Annotated in this window: 15 protein-coding genes; 5 read left to right on the top strand and 10 right to left on the bottom strand. The window is 66.4% G+C overall.

All coding sequences use genetic code 11. The features are described 5' to 3' along the window. Positions 1–187: 187 nt before the first annotated feature. On the top strand, positions 188–1,501 hold the full coding sequence (locus tag CA833_RS11230; RefSeq protein ID WP_142635258.1) for an MFS transporter: 1,314 nt from the start codon (positions 188–190) through the stop codon (positions 1,499–1,501). Between the two features lie 245 nt (positions 1,502–1,746). Then, positions 1,747–4,200: a TonB-dependent receptor gene (locus CA833_RS11225; protein WP_207078076.1), complete on the top strand. Its 2,454-nt coding sequence runs from the start codon at positions 1,747–1,749 to the stop codon at positions 4,198–4,200. A gap of 78 nt (positions 4,201–4,278) precedes the next feature. On the opposite strand, the gene CA833_RS11220 is transcribed toward CA833_RS11225, so the two are convergent. The 6 genes from CA833_RS11220 to CA833_RS11195 all read right to left on the bottom strand — a co-directional run bounded on the left by CA833_RS11220 (position 4,279) and on the right by CA833_RS11195 (position 12,413). Beyond that, entirely contained in the window at positions 4,279–5,688 is a 1,410-nt protein-coding gene (locus CA833_RS11220; protein ID WP_207078075.1) for an efflux transporter outer membrane subunit, read from the bottom strand. A 17-nt stretch (positions 5,689–5,705) separates the two neighbouring features. Further along, a complete protein-coding gene (locus tag CA833_RS11215) occupies positions 5,706–8,891 on the bottom strand; it encodes an efflux RND transporter permease subunit (RefSeq protein ID WP_207078074.1) in 3,186 nt (1,061 codons plus the stop codon). Positions 8,892–8,951: 60 nt separating this feature from the next. Then, entirely contained in the window at positions 8,952–10,262 is a 1,311-nt protein-coding gene (locus CA833_RS11210) for an efflux RND transporter periplasmic adaptor subunit (protein WP_370584502.1), read from the bottom strand. Further along, complete coding sequence (locus CA833_RS11205) at positions 10,259–10,657, bottom strand: hypothetical protein (RefSeq protein WP_142635266.1); 399 nt, start codon at positions 10,655–10,657, stop codon at positions 10,259–10,261. The genes CA833_RS11210 and CA833_RS11205 overlap by 4 nt, the downstream gene beginning before the upstream one ends. A gap of 473 nt (positions 10,658–11,130) precedes the next feature. Then, positions 11,131–11,751: a TetR/AcrR family transcriptional regulator gene (locus CA833_RS11200; RefSeq protein WP_142635268.1), complete on the bottom strand. Its 621-nt coding sequence runs from the start codon at positions 11,749–11,751 to the stop codon at positions 11,131–11,133. A gap of 188 nt (positions 11,752–11,939) precedes the next feature. Then, entirely contained in the window at positions 11,940–12,413 is a 474-nt protein-coding gene (locus tag CA833_RS11195) for an Lrp/AsnC family transcriptional regulator (RefSeq protein ID WP_142635270.1), read from the bottom strand. Between the two features lie 133 nt (positions 12,414–12,546). Here CA833_RS11195 and CA833_RS11190 point away from each other — a divergent pair, with 133 nt between their 5' ends. Further along, complete coding sequence (locus CA833_RS11190) at positions 12,547–13,596, top strand: Glu/Leu/Phe/Val dehydrogenase (protein WP_142635272.1); 1,050 nt, start codon at positions 12,547–12,549, stop codon at positions 13,594–13,596. Between the two features lie 189 nt (positions 13,597–13,785). Here the strand turns inward: CA833_RS11190 and CA833_RS11185 are convergent, their stop codons facing one another. From CA833_RS11185 to CA833_RS11170, 4 genes are all read right to left on the bottom strand, one after another. Further along, a complete protein-coding gene (locus CA833_RS11185; RefSeq protein WP_242526042.1) occupies positions 13,786–14,682 on the bottom strand; it encodes a siderophore-interacting protein in 897 nt (298 codons plus the stop codon). Positions 14,683–14,858: 176 nt separating this feature from the next. Continuing rightward, a complete protein-coding gene (locus CA833_RS11180) occupies positions 14,859–16,649 on the bottom strand; it encodes an acyl-CoA dehydrogenase C-terminal domain-containing protein (protein ID WP_207078073.1) in 1,791 nt (596 codons plus the stop codon). A gap of 169 nt (positions 16,650–16,818) precedes the next feature. Then, positions 16,819–19,149 (bottom strand): 3-hydroxyacyl-CoA dehydrogenase/enoyl-CoA hydratase family protein, encoded by a 2,331-nt coding sequence (locus CA833_RS11175; RefSeq protein WP_207078072.1) that lies wholly within the window; start codon positions 19,147–19,149, stop codon positions 16,819–16,821. Continuing rightward, positions 19,146–20,282 carry a thiolase family protein gene (locus CA833_RS11170; RefSeq protein WP_207078071.1) on the bottom strand — a complete coding sequence of 379 codons (1,137 nt, stop codon included), beginning with the start codon at positions 20,280–20,282 and terminating at the stop codon, positions 19,146–19,148. The genes CA833_RS11175 and CA833_RS11170 overlap by 4 nt, the downstream gene beginning before the upstream one ends. A 188-nt stretch (positions 20,283–20,470) precedes the next feature. Here CA833_RS11170 and CA833_RS11165 point away from each other — a divergent pair, with 188 nt between their 5' ends. Both CA833_RS11165 and CA833_RS11160 read left to right on the top strand, forming a co-directional pair. Further along, the gene (locus CA833_RS11165; RefSeq protein ID WP_142635280.1) at positions 20,471–20,905 is read left to right on the top strand and encodes a DUF2147 domain-containing protein; all 435 of its coding nucleotides are present in this window, start codon (positions 20,471–20,473) and stop codon (positions 20,903–20,905) included. Between the two features lie 115 nt (positions 20,906–21,020). Beyond that, the gene (locus tag CA833_RS11160; protein ID WP_207078070.1) at positions 21,021–22,319 is read left to right on the top strand and encodes an OmpP1/FadL family transporter; all 1,299 of its coding nucleotides are present in this window, start codon (positions 21,021–21,023) and stop codon (positions 22,317–22,319) included. Positions 22,320–22,366: the final 47 nt, after the last annotated feature.

The raw sequence follows: 22,366 nt of genomic DNA, 5'->3' as shown, positions 1-22,366 counted from the left end.
CCTAAGCGCATGCCGCGAGTGCGAACATAGGACATTTTGTCCAATCCCCTTGACGCCAATCAATGACGATAGGGCCTCACCATGAACTCGGGCGTTTTCGCGCGCCCGCTTTGATTCGTCCGCGACCGGCTTCGCGCGTTCCGCGTGGAATCGGGAACGGACCCGAGACGAAGGCCGCAGAACCGAAATGACCAGCACACCCCAGTCCAGAGACGCTCTGGGCCTGCCGACGTTCAAGGAGCATCACCAGCCCTCCCCCGGTGAGATCGCCATCGGCGTGATCATCGGCCGAACCTCGGAGTTCTTCGACTTCTTCGTCTATGCCATCGCCTCGGTGCTGGTCTTCCCGAAGCTGTTCTTCCCCTTCGTCGACGCGCTGACCGGCACGATCTACTCCTTCGCGATCTTCGCGCTGGCCTTTGTCGCCCGTCCGATCGGCAGCCTCGTGTTCATGGCGCTCGACCGTGCCTATGGCCGCGGCACCAAGCTGACGATCGCGCTGTTCATGCTCGGCGGCTCGACCGCGGCGATCGCCTTCCTGCCCTCCTACGCCTCGGCCGGTTCGACCGCGATCTGGCTGCTGGCGCTGCTGCGCCTGGGCCAGGGCTTCGCGCTCGGCGGCACCTGGGACGGCCTGGCCTCGCTGCTCGCGCTCAACGCGCCCGAGAACAAGCGCGGCTGGTATGCGATGATCCCGCAGCTCGGCGCCCCGTTCGGCCTGATCGTGGCGAGCAGCCTGTTCGCCTACATGATCACCGAGCTTCCGGCGGCCGACTTCCTCGACTGGGGCTGGCGCTATCCCTTCTTCGTGGCTTTCGCGATCAACGTCGTCGCGCTCTTCGCGCGCCTTCGCATCGTCGTCACCGAGGAATTCCAGCACCTCTTCGCCAGCCGCGACCTTCAGGCCGTGAGCGTGGGCGCCACCCTGCGCAGCGAATGGAAGACCATCGTGCTGGGCGCCTTTGCCCCGCTCGCCAGCTTCGCGCTGTTCCACATGGTCACCGTGTTCCCGCTCTCGTGGGTGTTCCTGTTCACCCAGAACTCGCCCACCGGCTTCCTGCTGATCGAGGCCATGGCCGCCTGCTTCGGCGTCGTCGCGGTGATCGCCTCGGGCCGTCTCGCCGACAAGTTCGGGCGTCGTAACCTGCTGGGCACCTGCGCGGTCGCCATCGCCGTGTTCTCGGGCTTTGCCCCGCAGCTGCTGGACGCCGGTGCCGCCGGCGAGGTGATCTACATGATCGCCGGCTTCATCCTGCTCGGCCTTGCCTTTGGCCAGTCCTCGGGCGTGGTCGCCTCGGGCTTCGCCAGCGAGCACCGCTACACCGGCTCGGCGCTCACCAGCGACTTGTCCTGGCTGGTCGGCGCCGCCTTCGCGCCGCTCGCCGCGCTGCTGCTCTCGACCAACTGGGGCCTGATCGCCTCGGGCGGCTACCTGCTCTCGGGCGCCATCGCGACGCTCGCGGCGCTGTGGCTGAACAAGGGCCTCGCCTCGCGCAACTGAGCAGCGGGCGACAACCACGAATCGAGGGGCGCTTCGGCGCCCCTCTTTTTTTGCGCCTTCGATACAGCATGGATCACATATCGCCGGAATCGCGGCGGCCGGCCACGCCATGAAAGTTTGACCACCTGTTCAAATAACGCCGTGCCGTTGCCTGCGGGAAATGAAACCATTTCATTTGACAATTCCCGGCCCTCCCTCGCACCCATACGCGCAAGAAAAAGGTACAAAAACCGGAGGGAGAGTTCATGCGCGCGTTCAAGCAGCTTCTGTTGTGTTCGGTCGGCATCCTGGGGGTGAGTGCCCCGGCCATGGTCCAGGCCCAGACCCAGCCCCAGAGCCAGCCCCAGCAGGCCGCCGAAGCCAACGAGGCCACCAACGTCATCATCGTCACCGCGCGCCGCCGCGACGAGGACGTGCAGGACGTGCCCGCGGTGATCGACACCGTCACCGCCGACGACATCTCGAAGCTCAACTTGCGTGACTTCAAGGAAGTCTCGACGCTCGCGCCGGGCCTCCAACTCGAAACCAACGCCAACGGCATCGGCGGCAACGCCAAGATGCGCGGCGTCAACTTCGACGTCAACGCCAGCGGCAACAACCCGACCGTCGAGTTCTACATGAACGACGCGCCGATCACCGCGGGCGTCGTGCTCCAGCAGATGTACGACGTCGGCCAGATCGAAGTGCAGCGCGGCCCCCAGGGCACGCTGCGCGGCCGCGCCTCGCCCTCGGGCTCGATCACCGTCACCGCCAGGAAGCCCGACCTCTATTCCTACGGCGGCTTCGTCGACATGACCGCCAACGACATCGGCACGATCAACTTCAAGGGCGCCGCCAACGTGCCCGTGATCGAGGGCATCGCCGCGATCCGCGCCGCCGGCGTCTGGGATGAGAACGAGGGCGACCGCGTCCGCCCGGTCAACGGCAACAAGGACCCGTTCGCGCGCACCAAGAGCGGCCGCCTGTCCGCGCTGCTCACGCCCACCGACTGGCTGCGCCTCGAGGGCATGTACCAGCGCATCGACGTCACCGCCCATACGTACGATCAGGTCGCCTCGTTCTCCGAGGCCAATCCCGACGCCGCGGCCAGCCCGCTCTACATCTCGAGCAAGGATCGTCTCTCGATCCAGGAAGACCCGCGCGACATCCGCCAGATCTTCGACGTCTATAACTGGCGCGCCGAAGTGAGCCAGTGGGGCCAGCGCCTGATCTACCAGGGCCAGCACTATACCCAGAAGATCCACTCGACCGACAACATCGACGACGGCAACTTCTTCGCGGGCGACATCAACCAGGTCACCGACACCCGCTCGGCCTCGGAATCGCACGAAATCCGGCTGCAGAACGACGAGCGCCTGTTCGGCACGCTGGACTACGTCGTCGGCTTCTTCGACAGCCGCAACCATCCCGACACCAGCCTCACCAACCCGACGCCGGTGGTGCTGCCCGCAGTCTTCGGCGGCGGCATCGCGACGATCGTCCAGACCCCCATCCGCAGCGAAGGCAAGTCGCACGAGCAGTCGTTCTTCGGCAATCTCACCGCCCACTTCGGCGGTTTCGAAATCGCCGGGGGCCTGCGCCATATCGACTACCGCAACCGCGGCGTGCTGACGGTCAACGGCACTGTCCTGTCGGACCGCCTGCAGCAGGAAAAGAAGTGGATCTACAGCGGCTCGGTGAAGTACAACTTCTCGCCGGACCTCATGGTCTATGCCTCGACCGGCAGTTCCTGGCGCCCGGGCATCGACGCGGTGGGCGACTTCAACATCGCCCCCTCGGCGCTGGAAAACTCGTTCCTGCACCTGCCGGCGGAAACCTCGAAGTCGTATGAAGTCGGCCTGAAGTCGAAGATGCTCGACGGCCAGCTGCGCTTCAACCTCACCGGCTACCACCAGAAGTTCAACAACTACCCGTACCGCGCGCCGGGTTCGGGCGTCTACTACGTCAACACCGTGGCGGTGCGCGATTCGACGGGCGCGGTGACCGGCACCTCGCAGCAGGTCGCCAACTTCAACTTCGTCGGCGCGGTTCCGGTCGAAGTGAACGGCATCGAGGGCGATGTCTCGTACACCGTGCTCACTGGCTGGGATCTCAGCGCCTCGGCCAGCTACTCGATCGGCAAGATCAAGAACGGCACGGTGCCCTGCAACGACCTCAACGGCGACGGCACCCCCGACGCCGTCACCAGCGCGCCGACGCTGGCCCAGCTCCAGGCCGCCGTCGGCTCCGACAACATCGCCTCGTGCCAGGTCAACCAGCGCTCGGGCTTCATGGCGCCGTTCAGCGCCACCCTGCAGAGCGAATACAGCTTCCCGGTCTTCACCGGCGGCAACGCCTATGTCCGGGGGCTGATGACCTACTACGGCAAGTCGAAGGTCGATCCGACCAATGCCTACGACGACGTCGGCGACTATGCGCTGGTCAACCTCTTCGCCGGCCTGCGCGCCGAAGACGGGGCCTGGGAAATCGGCCTCTATGCGAAGAACCTCTTCGACACCACCAAGACGCTGACCCGCACCACCCCGCTGTCCACCAGCTACCAGCAGCTCGGTTTTGCCGGGCAGTTCGATCCGGTGACCCTCCGCCCGGTCTTCACCGGCCCGACCGGTGCCAACTACACCAGCACTTATACCGGGGTGACCACCACTGCCCCGCGCGAGTTCGGCATCAACATCCGCTACGCCTTCGGCTCGCGCTGATCGCGGCGGGAAACACGAAAAAGGGCGGCAAGGCACCAGCCTTGCCGCCCTTTCTTTGTGGGCAGATGACGCGAACCGTCAGGTTGTCTGCCAGCTTCCGCCCAGCGCGCGGAACAGGTCCACTTGCGCAAAGGCCACCGCGCGCCGCGCCGCCGCATAGTCGGCATCGGCGCTGGCCAGCGTGCGCTGCGCGTCAAGCACATCGAGCGAATCGATCTGCCCCCTGCTCTGCCGCGCCATGCTGACATCCGCCGCGCGCCTGGCCGCATCGCGGGCCGAGGCAAGGCGGTCCTTGCGCAGCAGCGCGTTGCGATAGGCGGAGAGCGCCGTCTCGGTTTCCTGCAAGGCGGTCAGCACGGTGCCGTCGAACCTCGCGAGGTCGGCCTTGGCGTCCGCCCGCGCCCCGCCGATCCGTGCGCGGATGGCTTCCTGGTTGGGGAAGGCCCAGGAGATCATCGGCCCCAGCAGCCAGCGCAGCGGACCGCCGCCGAACACATCGGTCGCCCCCACCGCCGTGGTGCCGACCGAGCCGCCCAGCGTGATCTTGGGATAGAGATCCGCCGTCGCCACGCCGATCCGCGCGGTATCGGCAGCGAGACGGCGCTCCGCCGCCTTCACGTCGGGTCGGCGCGCCAGCAGGGTAGCGCCGTCGCCCACCGGGATCGGCTGGCCGACATCGGGCGTCGTCGTCCGCGCGCGTACCGAGGCTGGAAGATCCTGCGGGGTGCGGCCGGTCAGCGTGGCGAGGCGGAACAGCGCCGCATCGCGCGCCGCCTGCAGGCTGGGGATCGCCGCCGCCTGCTGCTCGCGCAGCTGGGTCACGCGGATCACGTCGAGCTTCTGGCTGAGACCACGCTCGAAACGGGCATTGGTGATCCGCTCCGACGTGCCGAGCAACGCCACGGTGTCCTGCGCCACAGCGATCTGCTCGGCCGAGCTGGCGGCATCGACATAGGCGCGCACGGTATCGGCCACCACCGTCACCCGCACCGCATCGGCGTCTTCCATCGAGGCGGCAAGATCGGCGCGCGAGGCCTCGACCCCGCGCTTGACGCGGCCGAACAGGTCCAGCTCGTAATTGACCGAAAGCTCGCCGTCGACGCGGCGCCCTTCGCGGTCGTAGCCGGGCAGCACCTGGCTTTCCGAGACGCGGCCATAAGTACCGCTGGCATCGATGCCGGTCTGCGGCAGCGCGTCGGACTTGGAACCGCGCAGGTTCGCCCGCGCCTTCTCGATCCGGGCGACCGCCACGCGCACATCGGTGTTGGCGGCCAGGGCATCGCTGACCAGACCGTCCAGCACCAGATCCTTGTAAAGCCGCCACCAATTGTCGTCCGGCCATGCCGTGGTCACTTCGGCGGACTGGACGCCCGTGAAGGGCGCCCCCGCCGTAGCTGGCGGCGTCGGCGCGACATAGTCGGGTCCGACGGCGCAGGCCGAGAGGCTGGTCGCGGCAAGAAGTACCGCGACCATGGTCTTGATATTCATGGACATCATCCGTCCTTTCATTCCGCCGGGATCACCGCGTGGCTCTCGTGGTGCGGTTCCCTGGGCTTGCGCCGCAGGGCCGCCGCGAGCCTGCGGCAGACGACGTAGAAGGTGGGCGTGAACAGCAGGCCGAAGGCGGTCACGCCGGCCATGCCGAAGAACACCGCCGTACCCAGCGCCTGGCGAAGCTCGGCGCCGGCCCCGCTCGCGATCACCAGCGGCACCGCGCCGAGGATGAAGGCGAACGAGGTCATCAGGATCGGGCGCAGGCGGGTGCGGGCCGCATAGACGGCTGCCTCCACCGGCGAGTAGCCCCGCTCGTCCTCGGCCTGCTTGGCGAACTCGACCACGAGGATCGCGTTCTTGGCCGCCAGCGCGATCAGCACGACGAGACCGATTTGCGTCAGGATATTGTTGTCCATCCCGCGCAGGTTCACGCCCAGCATCGCCGCGAACAGGCACATCGGCACGATCAGGATGATCGATAGCGGCAGGGTCAGGCTCTCGTACTGGGCGGCCAGGACCAGGAAGACGAACAGCACCGCCATGCCGAAGACGATCCCGGCGGTGTTGCCGGCCGTCGCCTGCTGGTAGGCGATACCCGTCCACTCACGGCCGTAGCCCGAGGGGAGCGTTTCGTCTGCCACCTTTTCCATCGTCGCCAGCGACTGGCCCGAGGAGTAGCCCTTGCCGTAGCTGCCGTCGATTTCCACCGCCGGGTGCAGGTTGTAGCGCACCACGCGGTAGGGTCCGGTCTCGTCCTTGAAGGTCGCTACCGAGCCGACCGGCACCATCGCCCCCGAGTCCGAACGGGCCTTGAGGTTGGCGATATCCGCCGTCGATCCGCGATAGGGCGCATCGGCCTGGGCGGTGACGCGGTAGGTACGGCCGAGCAGGTTGAAGTCGTTGATGTAGGACGAACCGAGGTAGACCTGCATCGCTTCGAAGATCCTGGACGGCGAGACGCCCAGCATGTCGGCCTTGCGGCGGTCCACGTCGGCATAGACACGCGGGGTGTTCATGCTGAACAGGGTGTAGACCTGCTGGAGCTGCGGCTGCTGGTTGGCCTGCGCGATCAGCGCGCCGGCGGCCTTCTGGAGTTCACCCAGACCGCGGCCTTCGTTGTCCTCCACGATCATGCGGTAACCGCCCGGGGGGACGATGCCGTTGATGGTCGGCGGCGGAATGACGAGGACCTGTGCCTTGTCGTAGCCTTTGATGGCTTCCTGCGCCTGCGCCATGATGCCTTCGTAAGTGACGCCGAGCTGCTTGCGCTCCTCGAAGCTCTTGAAGGGGAAGTAGATGGCGGCGGCATCGGGTGCTGCGGTCTGCGAGGGCCCATGGAAGCCCGCGAACATCACCGCGCCGCGCAGGCCCTTGATCGGCAGGATGCGCTTGGCGACTTCCTGCGTCACTTCGTCCGTGCGGCTGAGCGAGGAGCCCGGCGGCAGGAAGATCGCGGCGAGGAAGTAACCCTGGTCCTGCTGCGGGATGAAGCCGGTCGGCGTCGCCCAGAACATGCCCACGGTGGCGGCGATGAGGGCGGCATAAGTCGCCATCATCTTCACCGGCGCCTTCACCAGCCTGAGCGTCAGCGCGGCATAGCGATCGCTCATCCGGTCGAAGCCGTGGTTGAACTTGTCCGCGGCGCCTTGCAGCACCCGCTTCCAGCGCGGGGCATTGGCCGCAAGGCCGTGCTTGTCCTTCAGCAGCAGCGCGGCCAGCGCGGGCGAAAGCGTGAGCGAGAGCAGCAGCGAGATCGCGGTCGCCGTGGTGATGGTGACGGCGAACTGCTTGTAGAACTGCCCCGACATGCCGGTGATGAACAGCGTCGGCACAAACACCGCGCAGAGCACCAGGACGATGGCGATCAGCGCGCCGGTCACTTCGTCCATCGAGCGCCGGGCGGCCTCGATCGGCTTCATGCCTTCCTCGATATAGCGCTCGACGTTCTCGACCACGACGATGGCGTCGTCGACGACGATACCGATCGCGAGGACAAGGCCGAACAGCGAGAGGTTGTTGAGCGAATAGCCGACCGCCGCGAGCATGATCGCGGTGCCGACCAGCGACACCGGGATCGCGATGATCGGAATCACCGCCGCGCGCCAGTTCTGGAGGAAGACAAGGATGACGAGCACGACGAGGATCACCGCCTCGAACAGCGTGTGATAGACCGCATCGATCGACTGGCCGATGAATTCGGTGGGGTTGTAGATCACCGAGTATTCCAGGCCCTTGGGGAAGGACTTGGCGACATTGTCCATCTCGGCGCGCACCGCCTTGGCGGCGTCGAGCGCGTTCGAGCCCGGGCGCTGCAGCACCGCGATCACGACGGTGGGCTTGCCCGAAAGGTAGGTGTTGGTGGTGTAGTCCTGCGCGCCCAGTTCGACCCGCGCGACGTCGCGCACGCGGACCTGACGGCCATCGGCATCGGTCCGCACGACGATGTCGCCGAACTGTTCGGGGGTGTTGAGGCGGCCCTGCATCTCGACGCCGACCTGGTAGGCATTGCCGCGATCGAACGGCGGCGCGCCGATCGAGCCGGACGAGACCTGCACGTTCTGCGCCTTCAGCGCGTCGACGATCTCGCCCGCCGTCAGGTTCATGGCGGCGGCCTTGTTCGGGTCGATCCAGATGCGCATGCCATAATCGCGCGAGCCGAACAGCTGCACGTCGCCCACGCCGTCAAGCCGCGCAAGGCGGTCCTTCACCTGCGTCAGCGCATAGTTCGACAGGTAGTCGCGGTTGAACGTGCCGTCCGGGGACTGCAGGTTCACCACCATCAGGAAGTCGGGCGAGGTCTTGCGGGTGACGACACCCATCGCGCGCACCGCTTCGGGCAGGCGCGGCTCGGCCACGGCAACGCGGTTCTGCACGAGAACCTGCGCGGCATCGAGGTCGGTGCCGATCTTGAAGGTGACGGTGATCGTCACCTTGCCGTCGCCGGTGGACTGCGAGGACATGTAGAGCATGTTGTCGACGCCGTTGATCTCCTGCTCGATGGGAGCAGCCACGGTGTCGGCAACGGTTTCGGCGGAAGCGCCGGGATATTGGGCGGTCACCGTCACCGTCGGGGGGACGATGTCGGGATACTGGCTGACCGGCAGGCCGAAGAACGCAAGCGCCCCCACCACGGTGACAAGCACCGCGATGACGCCTGCGAAGATCGGCCGGTCGATGAAGAACCGGGAAAATCGCATGGGAATATGCCCCTCTCACGGGGGACGGTCACGGAATGGACCGCCCCCCTGATGGGTGGATCAATGGGCGATAGTGGCCTGCGCCCGGACGGGCGCGATGGTGGCCTGCGCCGCGGCGGGCGAGCTGGGGCCGGAAGCGGCAGCGGCGGCCGCTGCCTTCATGTCGGGCGCGATCTGGCCGCGACGGGTATTGACCTTGGCGCCGGCGACGGCGGCCTGATAGTTGGAGATGACCACGCGGTCGCTGGGGACCAGCCCCGCACGGATCACCCGCAGACCGTCGACCAGCGGGCCGAGTTCGACCGGCTTGGCGGCAACGGTGCCGTCCTTGCCAACCGTCAGCACCACCTTGCGGGCCTGGTCGGACTGGATCGCATCGTCGGGCACCAGCATGGCCGTGACGGTGCCGCCTTCGGCCAGACGCATGTTGCCGAACATGCCCGGCGTCAGGAAGCCGTCCTTGTTGTCGAGCACGGCACGCACGCGGATCGTGCCCGAACGCGGGTCGAGCCCGTTGTCGGTGAAGTCCAGCTTGCCGTTCCAGCGGTAGGCCGTCTCGTCCTGCAGGCGGACCTGCACGTTCGCGGCGTCCTTGTGCTCGGCCTTTTCGCGCTGGGTCTTGAGGAACAGCGCTTCGGAGGCGTCGAAGGTGAAGTAGATCGGGCTGACCGCATTGATCGTGGTCAGCAGGCTGGCGCCGGTGCCGTTCTCGCCCGAGACGAGGTTGCCCACGTCCACCCGGCGGTCCGAGATGCGGCCCGAAATCGGGGCACGCACGGTCGAGAACTCGACATCGAGCGCGCGCTGGCGCACCCGCGCCTGCGCGGCGGCCAGCTGGGCATCGGCCGCCCTCACCCGCGAGCGCAACTGGTCGACCTCGCTGGCGGCCATCGCCTCGTCACCCTTGAGCCCGGCAACGCGCGCATAGTCCGAACGGGCGAGCGTCAGCGCCGCCTGCGCCGAGGCGACTTCGGCCTGGGCTTCGGCAAGCGCGGCACGGTAGGGACGCGGATCGACCACGAACAGCGCCTGTCCGGCCTGCACGAAGTCGCCGTCGCGGAACAGGATCCGGGTGACCGCGCCCGAAACGCGCGGGCGCACTTCGACGGTCTTGCTGGGGGCGAAGCGGCCGACATAGTCGTCCCACTCGGTCACCTGCCGGACCAGCGGATTGGCGGCCTGCACCACGGCAGGCGGCATGGGAGCGGCATCGGCGGGGGCTTCGTGGAACAGCTTCCACCCCAGCCCCGCCACCGCGACCAGAGCGATGGCGCCGATCGCCATGTGGCGACCGCTCCCTCGCTTGCGGCCGGTGTCGCCGGGGGGCGTCGACACCGTGGCCGTTTCTTCCAGTTTTACAGGAGCATTCACGCAGCAAGTCTCCGGACCGGGGCGCGGCTGCGCCCGATGAAATCGATGACGGCGCCGACCTTGGCTTCGCTGTGACCCGCAGCTTCAGCCTCACGGATCGCCGAGACCGGCAGGGTGTAACCATGGTGCCAGGCCCGGACGGCCAGTTGCCGCAGCGCTTCCAGCTGCTCGTTGGCGAGCATCCGGGAGGGCGGCGTCGGGCCCAGGATCAGGCGGGCGAGCCAGCGGCGCGGGCGCTGCGGGATCAGGCTGTTCAGCCCGTCCTCGCGCGCCAGTTCAACGACGCGGCGTTCGAGCCGGCTCAGCAGGCTTTCGGCGGGCATGCTGGGGGCCGGATTGGAATTTGCGACGGGCAGCGCGGTGTGCGCTGCATCGGAAAAATCGATGAAGGCCATGTTTGTGCTCCCTGAAAAGGAACCGACGCGCGCCCTCGGGACAGGAGGGGGAGGTTAAGGGCGCGCGCCGGCGTGCTCCGATGCAAGGGGCATCGGAAAGTCTTTGGACGCAGACCGGCACCGCGCGGAGACAGGGCTCCGCAGCGCCGGCTGCTTTCGGTTATTCTATGGAGCCGCCCGCGGGGGGGCGGGCGGCGCCGGGGAGGAACTCCGGCCCCGATCTCCCGTCTGTGCGGCGAGTCGGCTGTGCCCTCGTTCTGTACCGATTGGTATATATAGCGGTACAGAAATCGTCAAGCGGTTTTCTGTACCGCTCGGTAAAATTAGGTGCAACGCAGCAATTTCAAGGGCGTGAACGGTGGGTGAATGAAATTTTTTCGCGGCCCTGGTTTGGAAATGCGCTTTCAGCGCATTTCGTGGGGGAGTGGGCCGGCGCCGCCGAAATCCGCCTTCGGCGGATTTTCAGACGAATCTTACTTGCCCGGCCACATGGCGAGGAAGGTATCGACCACGCCCTTCGCTTCCTGCGTGCAGGCACCGCCCTGCGCCTTCACCGACATGCCCTGCAGCACGGTCATCAGGCAATGGGCCAGCGAACGGGGATCGACGGCATCGGGCAGGTCACCCTCATCCTTGGCACGCTCGAAACGCGCGATCAGCGAGTCTTCGGTCGCCAGCCGGCGCGCCACCACGAAGTCGCGGATGGAGGCATCCTCCATCGTGCAGGCCACGGTGGAGATCACGCTGAGGCATCCGTTCGGATCGTTGCCGCCGCCGCCGCAGTGAGTCGTGATCGCGCCGTTGAGCAGGCGCTCGGCCACGCCGCGCGCGGTCGGCGCTTCCAGCGCCTTGCCGACATAGGCCAGCTTGTCGCGCTCGTAGAGGTCCAGCGCCTTCTTGAAAAGCGCCTCCTTGTTCCCGAAACAGGCATAGAGGCTGGGCTTGGTGATGCCCATCGCCTCGGTCAGCTCGGCCATCGACGCGCCTTCGTAACCACGCTGCCAGAACACGCGCAGAGCCGAGGTAAGCGCCTGTTCGGGATCGAATTCACGCGGGCGACCACGCGGGGCGGCAATGGAGTCGGAGCATTTCATACCGGTCGGTATATAGTTATCCACACCCGCCCCGTCCAGTGGCGTGCGAGATATGATAGGTCATAACCGGGTGCAAAGGGCGCAAACACCCTCCCCCGCAACGCTTCGTCAGTCTGATCCGAAACGGCGTTTCGGATGGTTCGGCACCGAACCGAAATTCGCTCTTCCGCGAATTTCCAAAGAGCCTCCTACAGATGGTCCAGCGGCAATGCGGTAGTGAACTTGATCTCCGAGAGCGCGACCATCGAATTGATTTCCTGCACCCCGGGCACTTGCGAGAGTTTCTCGAAAAAGAACCGCTCGTAAGCCTCGATGTCCTCGGTGACGATGCGCAGCATGAAGTCCACCGACCCCATCAGCACGTAGCAATCGAGCACTTCGGGAAAGGCGTTCATGGCATCGGCGAACTGCGACAGGTTGGCGCGGCCATGCGCGGTCAGCTTCACTTGCGCAAAGACTTGCGCGCGCAGGCCGATCTTGCGCCGGTCGAGCACGCAGACCTCGCTGCGGATATAGCCTTCGTCCTTGAGCCGCTGGATGCGCCGCCAGCACGGCGCCTGCGACAGGCCGATCTCCTGCGCGATGTCGGCCGAGGAGCGCGAGGCATCGACCTGGAGAATCGCCAGGATCTTCTTTTCGTACTCATCGAGCCCGCTTGACATATTCAATTCCAAAATTTCACATTCACCGAATAGATGACGCCATACGTAGCGCATTTACCGGCAAATTCGCAATTTTTATCAGGCCAAACACTGCTATTTCCAACGCTCCCCCAAAGTGAGGACGACAACGGAAATGGTGAACACGCTGGATTGCGAACTGGGTGAACAGTTCGTGGTGATCGACGACCCCGAAAGCGGCGCGAAGGGCGTGATTGCCATTCATTCGACCTCGCTTGGCCCGGCGGCGGGCGGCTGCCGCTTCTGGAACTATGCCGATCAGGACGCACTGGCGACCGACGCCCTGCGCCTTGCCCGCGGCATGACCTACAAGAACGCGATTGCCGGACTGCCCTTCGGCGGCGGCAAGGCCGTGCTCCAGCGCCCCGAAGGCAGCTTCGACCGCGCCGCCATGTTCCGCGCCTTCGGCCGTGCGGTCGAGAAGCTGGGCGGCCAGTACGTGACCGCGGAAGACGTCGGCACCACCATCGCCGACATGCGCGCGATTGCCGAGGAAACCCGCCACGTGGCCGGTCTCGACAAGAAGCCGGGTTTTGCCGGCGGCGACCCCTCGCCCTGGACCGCGCTCGGCATCTTCAAGTCGATGCAGGCCGCCGCGCGCGTGAGCCTGGGCTCGGACGTGCGCGGGTTGACCGTGGCGCTGCAGGGCACCGGCAATGTCGGTTCGCACCTGGCCGAGCTGCTGCATGAAGCCGGCGCCAGGCTGGTCCTCGCCGACGCCGATCCGGCCCGCGCCGAGGCGCTTGCCGCCAGGTTCGGTGGCCGCGTGGTCGCGCCCGACGAGATCCTCGCCGCCGAAGCGGAGATCTTCGCCCCCTGTGCGCTGGGCGCGGTGCTGAACGAACAGACCATCCCGGTGCTGCGCGCCCGCCTCGTCTGCGGCGGCGCCAACAACCAGCTCGCCACCGAACTGGACGGCGCGCGTCTGGCCGAACGCGGCATCGCCTATGCGCCGGACTACGTGGTCAACGCGGGCGGCATCATCAACGTGGTGGCCGAATACCTCGGTGAGACCGAGGACCAGGTCGGCGGCCGTATCGACCTGATCGCCGAGCGCCTGGGCGAAATCCTCGCCACGGCCGAGAGCGAAGGCCGTCCGAGCCATGTCGTCGCCGACGAGATGGCCCAGCAACTGGTCGCGCGCGGCCGTCTGGTCGCAGCGTAAGATTGAGTCTGGGGCGGGGCCAAGCGCCCTGCCCCAACATCTTTCGGCCTTTTAGGCCAACCTCCCCGAATACGCTTCGTCGCCCCCGCGAAGGCGGGGGCCCCGCTTTCTTTCGCCCCGCCGCAAGAACAAGCGGGAACCCCGCCTTCGCGGGGATGACGGAATAGAGAGCGGGATGTTGGGCTCCGTTTAGCCCTGCGCTTCGCCGACGGTCCAGTAACCGGACGAACGCAGCCAGCCCAGCGGATGGCCCATGTCGTCGGTCAGCCTGGCGCGAATGGCCTGCGCCACCGCCGCTTCCGCCGCGATCCATGCATAGCCCTCGCCTTCCGGCAGTCCGGCATCGCCCAGCGCGGCCAGCAGCGGCGCGGGGTCTTCGCCGTGGCCTGCGTGTTCCACCCAGATCCACGTCAGCCCTTCCCGCGCCGGGACCGGCGCCCGCTGGATCCCCGGCGCGACCGAAACCAGCGCGGTGACGGGAACGCCCGGTCGCAGCTCCTCGATCCGGCGCGAGAACTGCGGGATCGCGGTCTCGTCGCCGACCAGCAGATACCAGTCGAAATCGTCGGTCACCACCGCCGAGCCGCGCGGACCGCCGATATTGAGCACGTCGCCGGGCCTGGCCGCCCTCGCCCATGCCGTGGCAGGGCCTGCGGGATCATGCAGAGCAAAATCGATCGCCAGCGTGCGGGCGGCACGATCGAACAGGCGCGGCGTATAGTCGCGCATCGCCGGTTTCTCGTCCGGCCCGGCGCCCGCGACGGGGAAAAACAGCTTGATGTGATCGTCGGGCGATCCGCTCTCGAAATCGGCGAGATCCTCGCCCTCCAGCCAGACCCGCAGCATCGCCGAGCCCAGCGGCTCGACCCGGCTGACGACAAGGCTGCGGCGCCTGATCTCGCGGCGGATGCGCTGGACCGAATGGCGCGGGAGGGAATCCTGGGGGACAGCCGGATCCCGGCCATGATCGAGGGGGGCGGAAACGGGTTCCTGATTCGGTTCGCTCAGCGTCAGGCTCCATATCTGGCAATCGCACCGGCCGGTGAGGCCGGTGCTGGGGGGGCCTTTGTTCTGCGCGCACCGCACGGCGATGGCAAGCTGGCGGCCGAGGCTGGCGGCGCCCCCAACCGGACGGCAAGAGGGCCACACGGCACGGGACGGCCAGGGAATCCGGGCCCCGAACAAGGAAAGGGGCGGGACACCGAAGCGTCCCGCCCCTCCGCTGGGAGCACATAGATCGAATAAGCGCTGCGCGCTTTCGATCAGAACATGTCGGCGTCCAGCGCCATCATCGAGGCCTTGCCCGACTTGATGGCGAGGAACGCGGCGGTCGCCTGCGGCAGCAGACGGTCGAAGAAGAACCGCGCGGTGGCGATCTTGGCGGTGTAGAACGCCGCTTCCCCGGTGCCTTCGTCCAGCCTGGCCTTGGCGATCAGGGCCGCCTTGGCAAAAGTGTAGCCCATCGCGACAAGGCCCAGCAGGCGCAGGTAGTCGGTGGCGGCAGCGCCGGCTTCCTCGGGGTCCTTCATGCCCTTCTGGGCAATCGTGCCGGTCGAGAGCTGCAGCGCGCCGAAGGCCTTTTCCAGCCCCTCGATCATCTTGCCGAACGTCTCGTCCGCCTTGTTGACCTCGATGAAGTCCGACACCGGGTGGAAGAACGAGCGGAGATAACGACCGGCATGCGCGGGCATCTTGCGGCCGACGAGGTCGAGCGCCTGAATGCCGTTGGTGCCTTCGTAGATCATGGCGATACGGGCATCGCGCACGAACTGTTCCACACCGCTTTCGGCGATGTAGCCGTGGCCGCCGTAGACCTGCACGGCAAGGTTCGCGCTTTCATAACCGCAGTCGGTGAAGAGCGCCTTCACCACCGGCGTCATCAGCGCGATGAAGTCTTCCGCGCGGGCCTTCACCGCCGGGTCGGTCGCATGCTTTTCGGCATCGAGCGCGCGGCTGACCCAGGCGCCGACGGCGCGGCTGCCTTCGTTGTAGGCGCGCGCGGTCATCAGCATGCGGCGCACGTCAGGGTGGACGATGATCGGATCGGCCGGGCCCTTGGGGTTCTTCACGCCCGAGAGCGAGCGGCCCTGCACGCGCTCCCTGGCGTACCACACGGCCGACTGATAGGCGGCTTCACCCACGCCAAGCCCCTGGATGCCCACCGAAACGCGTTCGGTGTTCATCATCCTGAACATGGCTTCCATGCCCTTGCCGGGCTTGCCGACCAGCCAGCCGATCGACTCGTCGAAGTTGAGCTGGCAGGTGGCCGAGGCCTTGAGGCCCATCTTGTGCTCGATCGCGGCGACCGAAACACCGTTGGACGGGCCGGGCGTGCCGTCTTCCCTGGGCAGGAACTTGGGCACCAGGAACAGGCTGATCCCCTTCACGCCTTCCGGCGCATCGGGAAGCCGTGCGAGCACGAGGTGGATGATGTTCTCGGTCAGGTCGTGCTCGCCCGCCGAGATGAAGATCTTCGCGCCGGAGATCTTGTAGCTGTCATCACCCTGAGGAACCGCCTTGGTGCGCAGCATGCCGAGATCGGTGCCGCAGTGCGGTTCGGTAAGGCACATCGTGCCCGACCAGATGCCTTCGACCATCTTGGGCAGGTAGGCCTGCTTCAGTGCGTCGCTGGCGTAACCCTCGATCGCGGTGGTCGCGCCGTGGGTGAGGCCGGGATAGAGGCTGAACGACAGGTTAGCCGAGCAGATCATCTCCTCGGTCAGCTTGTTCAGCGCTTCGGGCAGGCCCTGACCGCCCCACTCGGGGTCGGACGCCAGCGCGCACCAGCCGCCTTCGCGGAACATGTCGTAAGCTTCCTTGAAACCCTTGGGGGTGCGCACGACGCCGTTTTCGAGGGTGCAGCCCTCGATGTCGCCGCTGCGGTTGAGCGGCAGCAGGACTTCCTGCGCCACCTTGGCCGCCTCTTCCAGCACCGCGTCCACCAGATCAGGCGTGAATTCGGCGAGGGCTTCGAGATTGCCGAAGCCGTCGTCATTATGCAGTTCGTGGAGCACGAACTTCATGTCGCGCAAGGGCGCTTCGTAGACTTGCATGTCACTCTCCTCGCGGGTCGCAACGTCGATCCATTTCACCCGTCATCCCCGCGAAGGCGGGGATCCCGCTTCTTGCGGCAGGCACGCCGCCGGAAGAAAGAGCGGGGTCCCCGCCTGCGCGGGGACGACGAATAGGCTTAGGCGACGTTGCGATCCTTTCTCAGTTCAATCAGTTCCGCAGCGGCTTGCCGGTTTCGAGCATGTGCTCGACGCGGGCGACCGAGCGGGCGTCACGCAGGCGGCCCATGAAGGCATCGCGTTCCAGCTTGAGCAGTTCGCCCTCGCTCACCGTGTCGACGAGGTCGAACTCGCCGCCGCCGGTCAGCACATCGGCCAGCACGCCGGAAACGACCACGTCATAGTCGGTCGCCATGCCGCGCTTGTGGAAGCCTTCCACCGCAAGGCCAAGCGCCGTGCGGCCACCGGCGCCGGGCAGCTTGAACTCGGGCGCTTCGGGCGGGGTATAGCCTTCCACCAGCGACAGCGCCTTCTGCTTGGCGTCGTAGAGCAGGCGATCGCGGTTCATCGAGATGCCGTCCCCGCTGCGCAGGATCATCATCTCGCGCGCCTGCTGGGCAGACTTGGAGACCTGTGCGGTCGAGACCATCTCGAACACCTTGGCCACGGCGGGCATCGGGCCCTTGGGCATGCCCGGAGCCCCCCGCCAGCGCTCGATCATCTCGCCATTGCCGCCCCAGCCCGGAACGAGGCCGACGCCGCATTCCACAAGGCCGCAGTAGAGTTCGGCATGGGCCTGGATCGCGTCGCAGTGGAGCAGGATCTCGCAGCCGCCGCCCAGCGCCATGCCGGCAGGCGCGCCGACGACGGGGAACGGGGCGTACTTGAGGCCCTTGTAGGCGAGCTGGCCACCTGCAACGAGCTTCTCGATCTCGCTCCACGCCGCGATGTTCACCGCGAAGAGCGCGAGGCCGAGGTTGGCACCGGCCGAGAAGGTATCGGCATCGTTGTAGACGACCAGCGCCTTGTACTGCGCCGCCACCAGCGGGATGGCCTGCCCGATCAGCTTCATGACTTCGCCGTCGAGCGCGTTCATCTTGCCGGTGAATTCAAGGCAGACAACGCCGTCGCCAATGTCCCAGAGCGCCGCCGAGGCGTTCCTGAGGATGGGCTTCGACGACAGCTTCACGTCGGCAAGGCGCATCACGCCTTCGGGGCGGACCACGTCGCGGTATTCGCCGTCGAGGCCGAGGAACTGGCGCTTGCCGTTCTCGATCCGGTAGAACGTGCGGTCGCCCGCCACGGTCAGGATCTCCGGCACGGCCTTGCCTTCGGCGGCGAGGCGTTCGGCAAGGTACCTGGCGCCGAGCGTGTCGATCATCTCGAACGGGCCGGCCTTCCAGTTGTAGCCGAGCTTCATCGCGTCATCGACGGCCACCACGTCATCGGCGGCCGAGGGCACAAGGCTGGCGGCATAGGCCAGCGTGTCGCCGAGCACGGCCCATGCATAGGCGCCGATGTCGCCCTTGCTTTCGACCAGCGCCTTGAGGTCGCCCTTGGCAGCAGCGCCGCGCGGGCCCTGTGCAGTGATCGTCGGACGGTATTCGCCGGTCTGGAGGTCGATGGTTTCCTTACGGCGACCGGCCTCCTTGTTGAGACGGTAGAAACCGCCCTTGCCCTTGCGGCCGGTATAGCCTTCGCCGATCATCTTGTTGATCAGCGGGATGTCGCGGGCGATACCGTGATAGAGGTCACCAGCAGGCAGCGTCGAGGTGAGGCTGGCCTGCAGATGCGGCATCAGGTCGATGCCGACGAGGTCGACAAGACCGAAGATACCGGTCTTGGGCACGCCCATCGGCCTTCCGGCAACGGCGTCGGCCAGTTCGACGGTGATCCCCATGTCGAACGCGGCATTGAGGCCAAGCTGGATCCAGTAAGTGCCGATACGGTTGGCGATGAAGCCCGGGGTATCCTTGGCCTTGACCACGGTCTTGCCCAGCGAGACGTCGGCGAACCGTTCGACCTTGGCGGCAACGGCCGCGTCGGTATCGGCGCCGGTGACGATCTCCATCAGGCGCATGTAGCGCGGCGGATTGAAGAAGTGGGTAATCAGGAAGTCGCGCTTGAACGCGTCCGAACGCCCTTCGACCAGATTGGCGAGCGGGATCGTCGAGGTGTTCGACGAAACCGCGGTGCCCTCGCGCTTCACCGCTTCGAGCCTGGCGTAGAGGCCCTGCTTGATGTCGAGACGCTCGATCACCGCCTCGATCACCCAGTCGCACTCGGCGATCTTGTCCAGGTGGTCTTCGATGTTGCCGGTCTCGACCAGCCTGGCGGCCGACTTGCTCATGAACGGCGCCGGCTCGGTCTTGAGCATCTTCGCCACCGCGCCTTCGGCCACCACGTTACGATTGGTGGCATCCTTGGGAACGATGTCGAGCAGCAGCACCGGCACGCCGGCATTGGCGACCTGAGCGGCAATCCCGGCACCCATGGTGCCGGCGCCGATCACGCAAACTTTCTTGATCGTATTGTCGCTCATTCCACCGACTCCAGGATCGTGGCAATGCCCTGACCGCCGCCGATGCACTGGCTGGCGAGCGCATACTTGCCGCCTTCGCGCTTCAGCAGCGAGGCCGCCTTGCCGACGATGCGCGCGCCGGTGGCGCCGAGCGGATGGCCGATGGCGATGGCGCCGCCGTCGATGTTCACCTTGGCCACGTCGAGGCCGAGGTCCTTGATGCAGGCCAGCGCTTGGCTGGCGAAGGCTTCGTTCAGTTCCACCACGTCGAGATCGCCGGCAGCGATGCCCGCACGCTCGAGCGCCTTCTGGCTGGAAAGGATCGGGCCAAGGCCCATAGTTTCCGGCGCGCAGCCCGAGATCGCCACCGACTTGATGCGGGCGAGGATCGGCAGACCGTGGGCGCGGGCATAGTCCTCGGTGGTGACCAGCACGGCGCTGGCGCCATCGGTCAGCGGCGAGGAGGTACCGGCGGTCACCGACCCTGCGGCATCGAACGCGGGCTTGAGGCCGGCAAGGCCCTCGGCGGTGGTTTCGCCGCGGATGGTGCCGTCTTCGCTGACGATCCCGCCCCTGGTCTCGATCGGCACGATCTCGTCGGCCAGCTTGCCCGCATCACGTGCGGCGGCGGCCTTCTGCTGGCTGGAGACGGCCAGCGCTTCCTGGTCGGCGCGCGAGATCTGGTACTTGGCGGCGACGTTCTCGGCGGTCTCGCCCATCGACATGTAGGCGGCGCTCTTCGCGGCCAGCGCCGGGTTGGGCAGCGGGTTGAAGCCCATCATCGGCACCCGGCTCATCGATTCGACACCCGCGCAGACGAAGACTTCACCCGCCCCGATGGCGATCTGGCCCATGGCATAGTGGATCGAGCTCATCGAGGAGCCGCAGAAACGGTTCACGGTCATGCCGCCGACCGAGATCGGCAGGTCCGCCAGCAGGCCGACGAGGCGGGCGATGTTGAAGCCCTGCTCGCCTTCGGGGAAGGCGCAGCCGACGACGACGTCCTCGATGTCCGACGGTTCCACGCCGGTCCTGGTGATGAGTCCGCGAATCACTTGCGCGGCCAGATCGTCGGGACGGACGCGGGCCAGGGCGCCCTTGTTCGCCAGATGGAAGGGCGAGCGGGCATAACCCGCGATCACGACACTCTTCATGCATTCTCTCCGTCGGAGCCTTACGCCCCACCACCCATCGGGGGGCGTCACCGTTCTTCCCTAAGGGTGCAATTCTTTCCCTATACGTCAAGCAAATTTTCGGTTACGACTTCGGGACACCTCACCCTAAGGGCGCTGCCCTCGGGGTACAGAAGGTACGAATTGGAGAGATGATGGAAAGGTCGCTCATGAGACTTTGGAAACCCGTGGGGACGGCGCTGGTTGCCGCTGTCGTGCTCATGAATCCGGCGTTTGCCGCCAATCCCGACCAGGTCGTCGGCAAGTGGCGCACGCCTTCGAAGCACGGCGTCATCGAGCTTGCGCGCTGCGGCGAATCGGTCTGTGGCCGCATCGTCGAATCGGACGGCATCAAGGCCAATCCGGACCTGCGCGACGTGAACAACAAGGACGCCAGCCAGCGCACCCGCAAGGTCAAGGGCCTGCAGATGGTCGGCGGCTTCAAGCGCCAGGGCAACGAGTGGGTCAACGGCCAGATCTACAATCCCGAGGACGGCGGCACCTACAAGGCGACGATCACGCCGGTGGACGCCAACACCCTCAAGCTGAAGGGCTGCATCGTCTGGCCTCTGTGCAAGACCCAGACCTGGACACGCATTCCCTGATCGCGGCGATCGCCGGGACCGCGGAACCACGATGAAAAACTGTACCGTCACGCGCCCCTGACGCGTGACAGGAATTCTAAAAAGCTTCAGGGAACAAAGATTTAGGGAGACGATAATGCACAAGTTCACGGGCCGCATCGTGCTCGCAGGCACGGCATCGGTACTGGCGCTCGGCATGGCCGGCGCCGCGCATGCCCAGGCCTTCTACCTTCAGGAACAGTCGGTGCGTGCCCAGGGCCGCGCCTTCTCGGGCGAAGCGGCCGATACCGGCGTGGATTCGCTGTGGTGGAACCCCGCCGCGATCGGCGGCCTCGACGGCGGCCAGGCCGCGATCCACGCCAGCGCCATCCTGCCGCGCGGCAAGGTCGTCGATGACGGCACCCTGATCGTGCGCCCGGGCCAGACCCCGGCCTCGGTCGGCGGCAATGCCGTGTCCAAGAACCCGATCGACAACGGCGTGCTGCCCTCGGGCGCGGTGGCCTACGGCTTCGGCAAGGTCGCCTTCGGCCTCACCGTCACCTCGCCCTACTCGTTCACCACCAACTACGATTCCGACAGCTGGGCCCGCTATTCGGCCGACAAGACCAAGCTGCGCACCATCGACATCCAGCCGAGCGTCGCCTTCCAGCCGGTCGAGGGCCTCTACCTCGGCGCCGCGCTCAACGTCGAGCATGTCAGCGCCACCCTCGGCAACTACCTGCCCAACCTCTCGCCGCTGCTGGCCGACGGCCATCAGCAGCTCAAGGGCAGCGGCTGGGATCTCGGCTGGTCGGTCGGCGCCCAGTACCACAACGGCCCGGCCTCGATCGGCGTCGCCTACAAGTCGGCGGTCAAGCACAAGCTGAAAGGTTCGCTGACCATCGACGGCCTGCTCGGCCCGCTGGCCGGCAACAACATGTCGCTCGACACCACGGCCGAGTTCAGCACGCCCTGGCAGGCGATCATGTCGGCCCGCGTCAAGGCCACCAAGCAGCTGACCCTCAACGCCCAGGTCGTGGCCTATGGCTGGAGCAAGTTCGACACCATCGACCTCGGTTCGCCGCTCAACAGCTCGATCCCCGAGAACTACAAGGACGGCTTCTCCTACGCCTTCGGCCTCGACTATGACCTGAGCCCGAAGTGGACCCTGCGCGGCGGCATCCAGTACGGCGAGACCCCGACCCAGGATGGAAACCGTGACGCCCGCGTGCCCGACAGCAACCGCTGGAACTTCTCGGCCGGCACCACCTATAACCTCAGCAGCAAGATCGCGATCGACGCGGCCGCCTCGTACATCACCTTCAAGGATGCCCCGATCGACCGCGTGACCGCCGCCTATGTCGGCACCGCCGCGCAGACACCGGTCCTCACCAACGGCTCGCTGCAGGACGCCTATGCCATGGTCTTCTCGCTTGGTGCCCGGGTGAGCTTCTGATGACATCCGTGGCGACGATCGACAGCAACACTCCCGCGACAGGAGGC

The organism is Novosphingobium sp. KA1 (assembly GCF_017309955.1).
Classification (GTDB): domain Bacteria; phylum Pseudomonadota; class Alphaproteobacteria; order Sphingomonadales; family Sphingomonadaceae; genus Novosphingobium.
The sequence above is the reverse complement of the archived record's forward strand: the minus strand, read 5'-3'. Positions and strand labels throughout refer to the sequence as shown.

Coding starts and splice junctions, on each gene's coding strand:
- CA833_RS11230 (WP_142635258.1), top strand. CDS start 188: ATGACCAGCACACCCCAGTCCAGAGACGCTCTGGGCCTGCCGACGTTC.
- CA833_RS11225 (WP_207078076.1), top strand. CDS start 1,747: ATGCGCGCGTTCAAGCAGCTTCTGTTGTGTTCGGTCGGCATCCTGGGG.
- CA833_RS11220 (WP_207078075.1), bottom strand. CDS start 5,688: ATGAATATCAAGACCATGGTCGCGGTACTTCTTGCCGCGACCAGCCTC.
- CA833_RS11215 (WP_207078074.1), bottom strand. CDS start 8,891: ATGCGATTTTCCCGGTTCTTCATCGACCGGCCGATCTTCGCAGGCGTC.
- CA833_RS11205 (WP_142635266.1), bottom strand. CDS start 10,657: ATGGCCTTCATCGATTTTTCCGATGCAGCGCACACCGCGCTGCCCGTC.
- CA833_RS11200 (WP_142635268.1), bottom strand. CDS start 11,751: ATGAAATGCTCCGACTCCATTGCCGCCCCGCGTGGTCGCCCGCGTGAA.
- CA833_RS11195 (WP_142635270.1), bottom strand. CDS start 12,413: ATGTCAAGCGGGCTCGATGAGTACGAAAAGAAGATCCTGGCGATTCTC.
- CA833_RS11190 (WP_142635272.1), top strand. CDS start 12,547: ATGGTGAACACGCTGGATTGCGAACTGGGTGAACAGTTCGTGGTGATC.
- CA833_RS11180 (WP_207078073.1), bottom strand. CDS start 16,649: ATGCAAGTCTACGAAGCGCCCTTGCGCGACATGAAGTTCGTGCTCCAC.
- CA833_RS11175 (WP_207078072.1), bottom strand. CDS start 19,149: ATGAGCGACAATACGATCAAGAAAGTTTGCGTGATCGGCGCCGGCACC.
- CA833_RS11170 (WP_207078071.1), bottom strand. CDS start 20,282: ATGAAGAGTGTCGTGATCGCGGGTTATGCCCGCTCGCCCTTCCATCTG.
- CA833_RS11165 (WP_142635280.1), top strand. CDS start 20,471: ATGAGACTTTGGAAACCCGTGGGGACGGCGCTGGTTGCCGCTGTCGTG.
- CA833_RS11160 (WP_207078070.1), top strand. CDS start 21,021: ATGCACAAGTTCACGGGCCGCATCGTGCTCGCAGGCACGGCATCGGTA.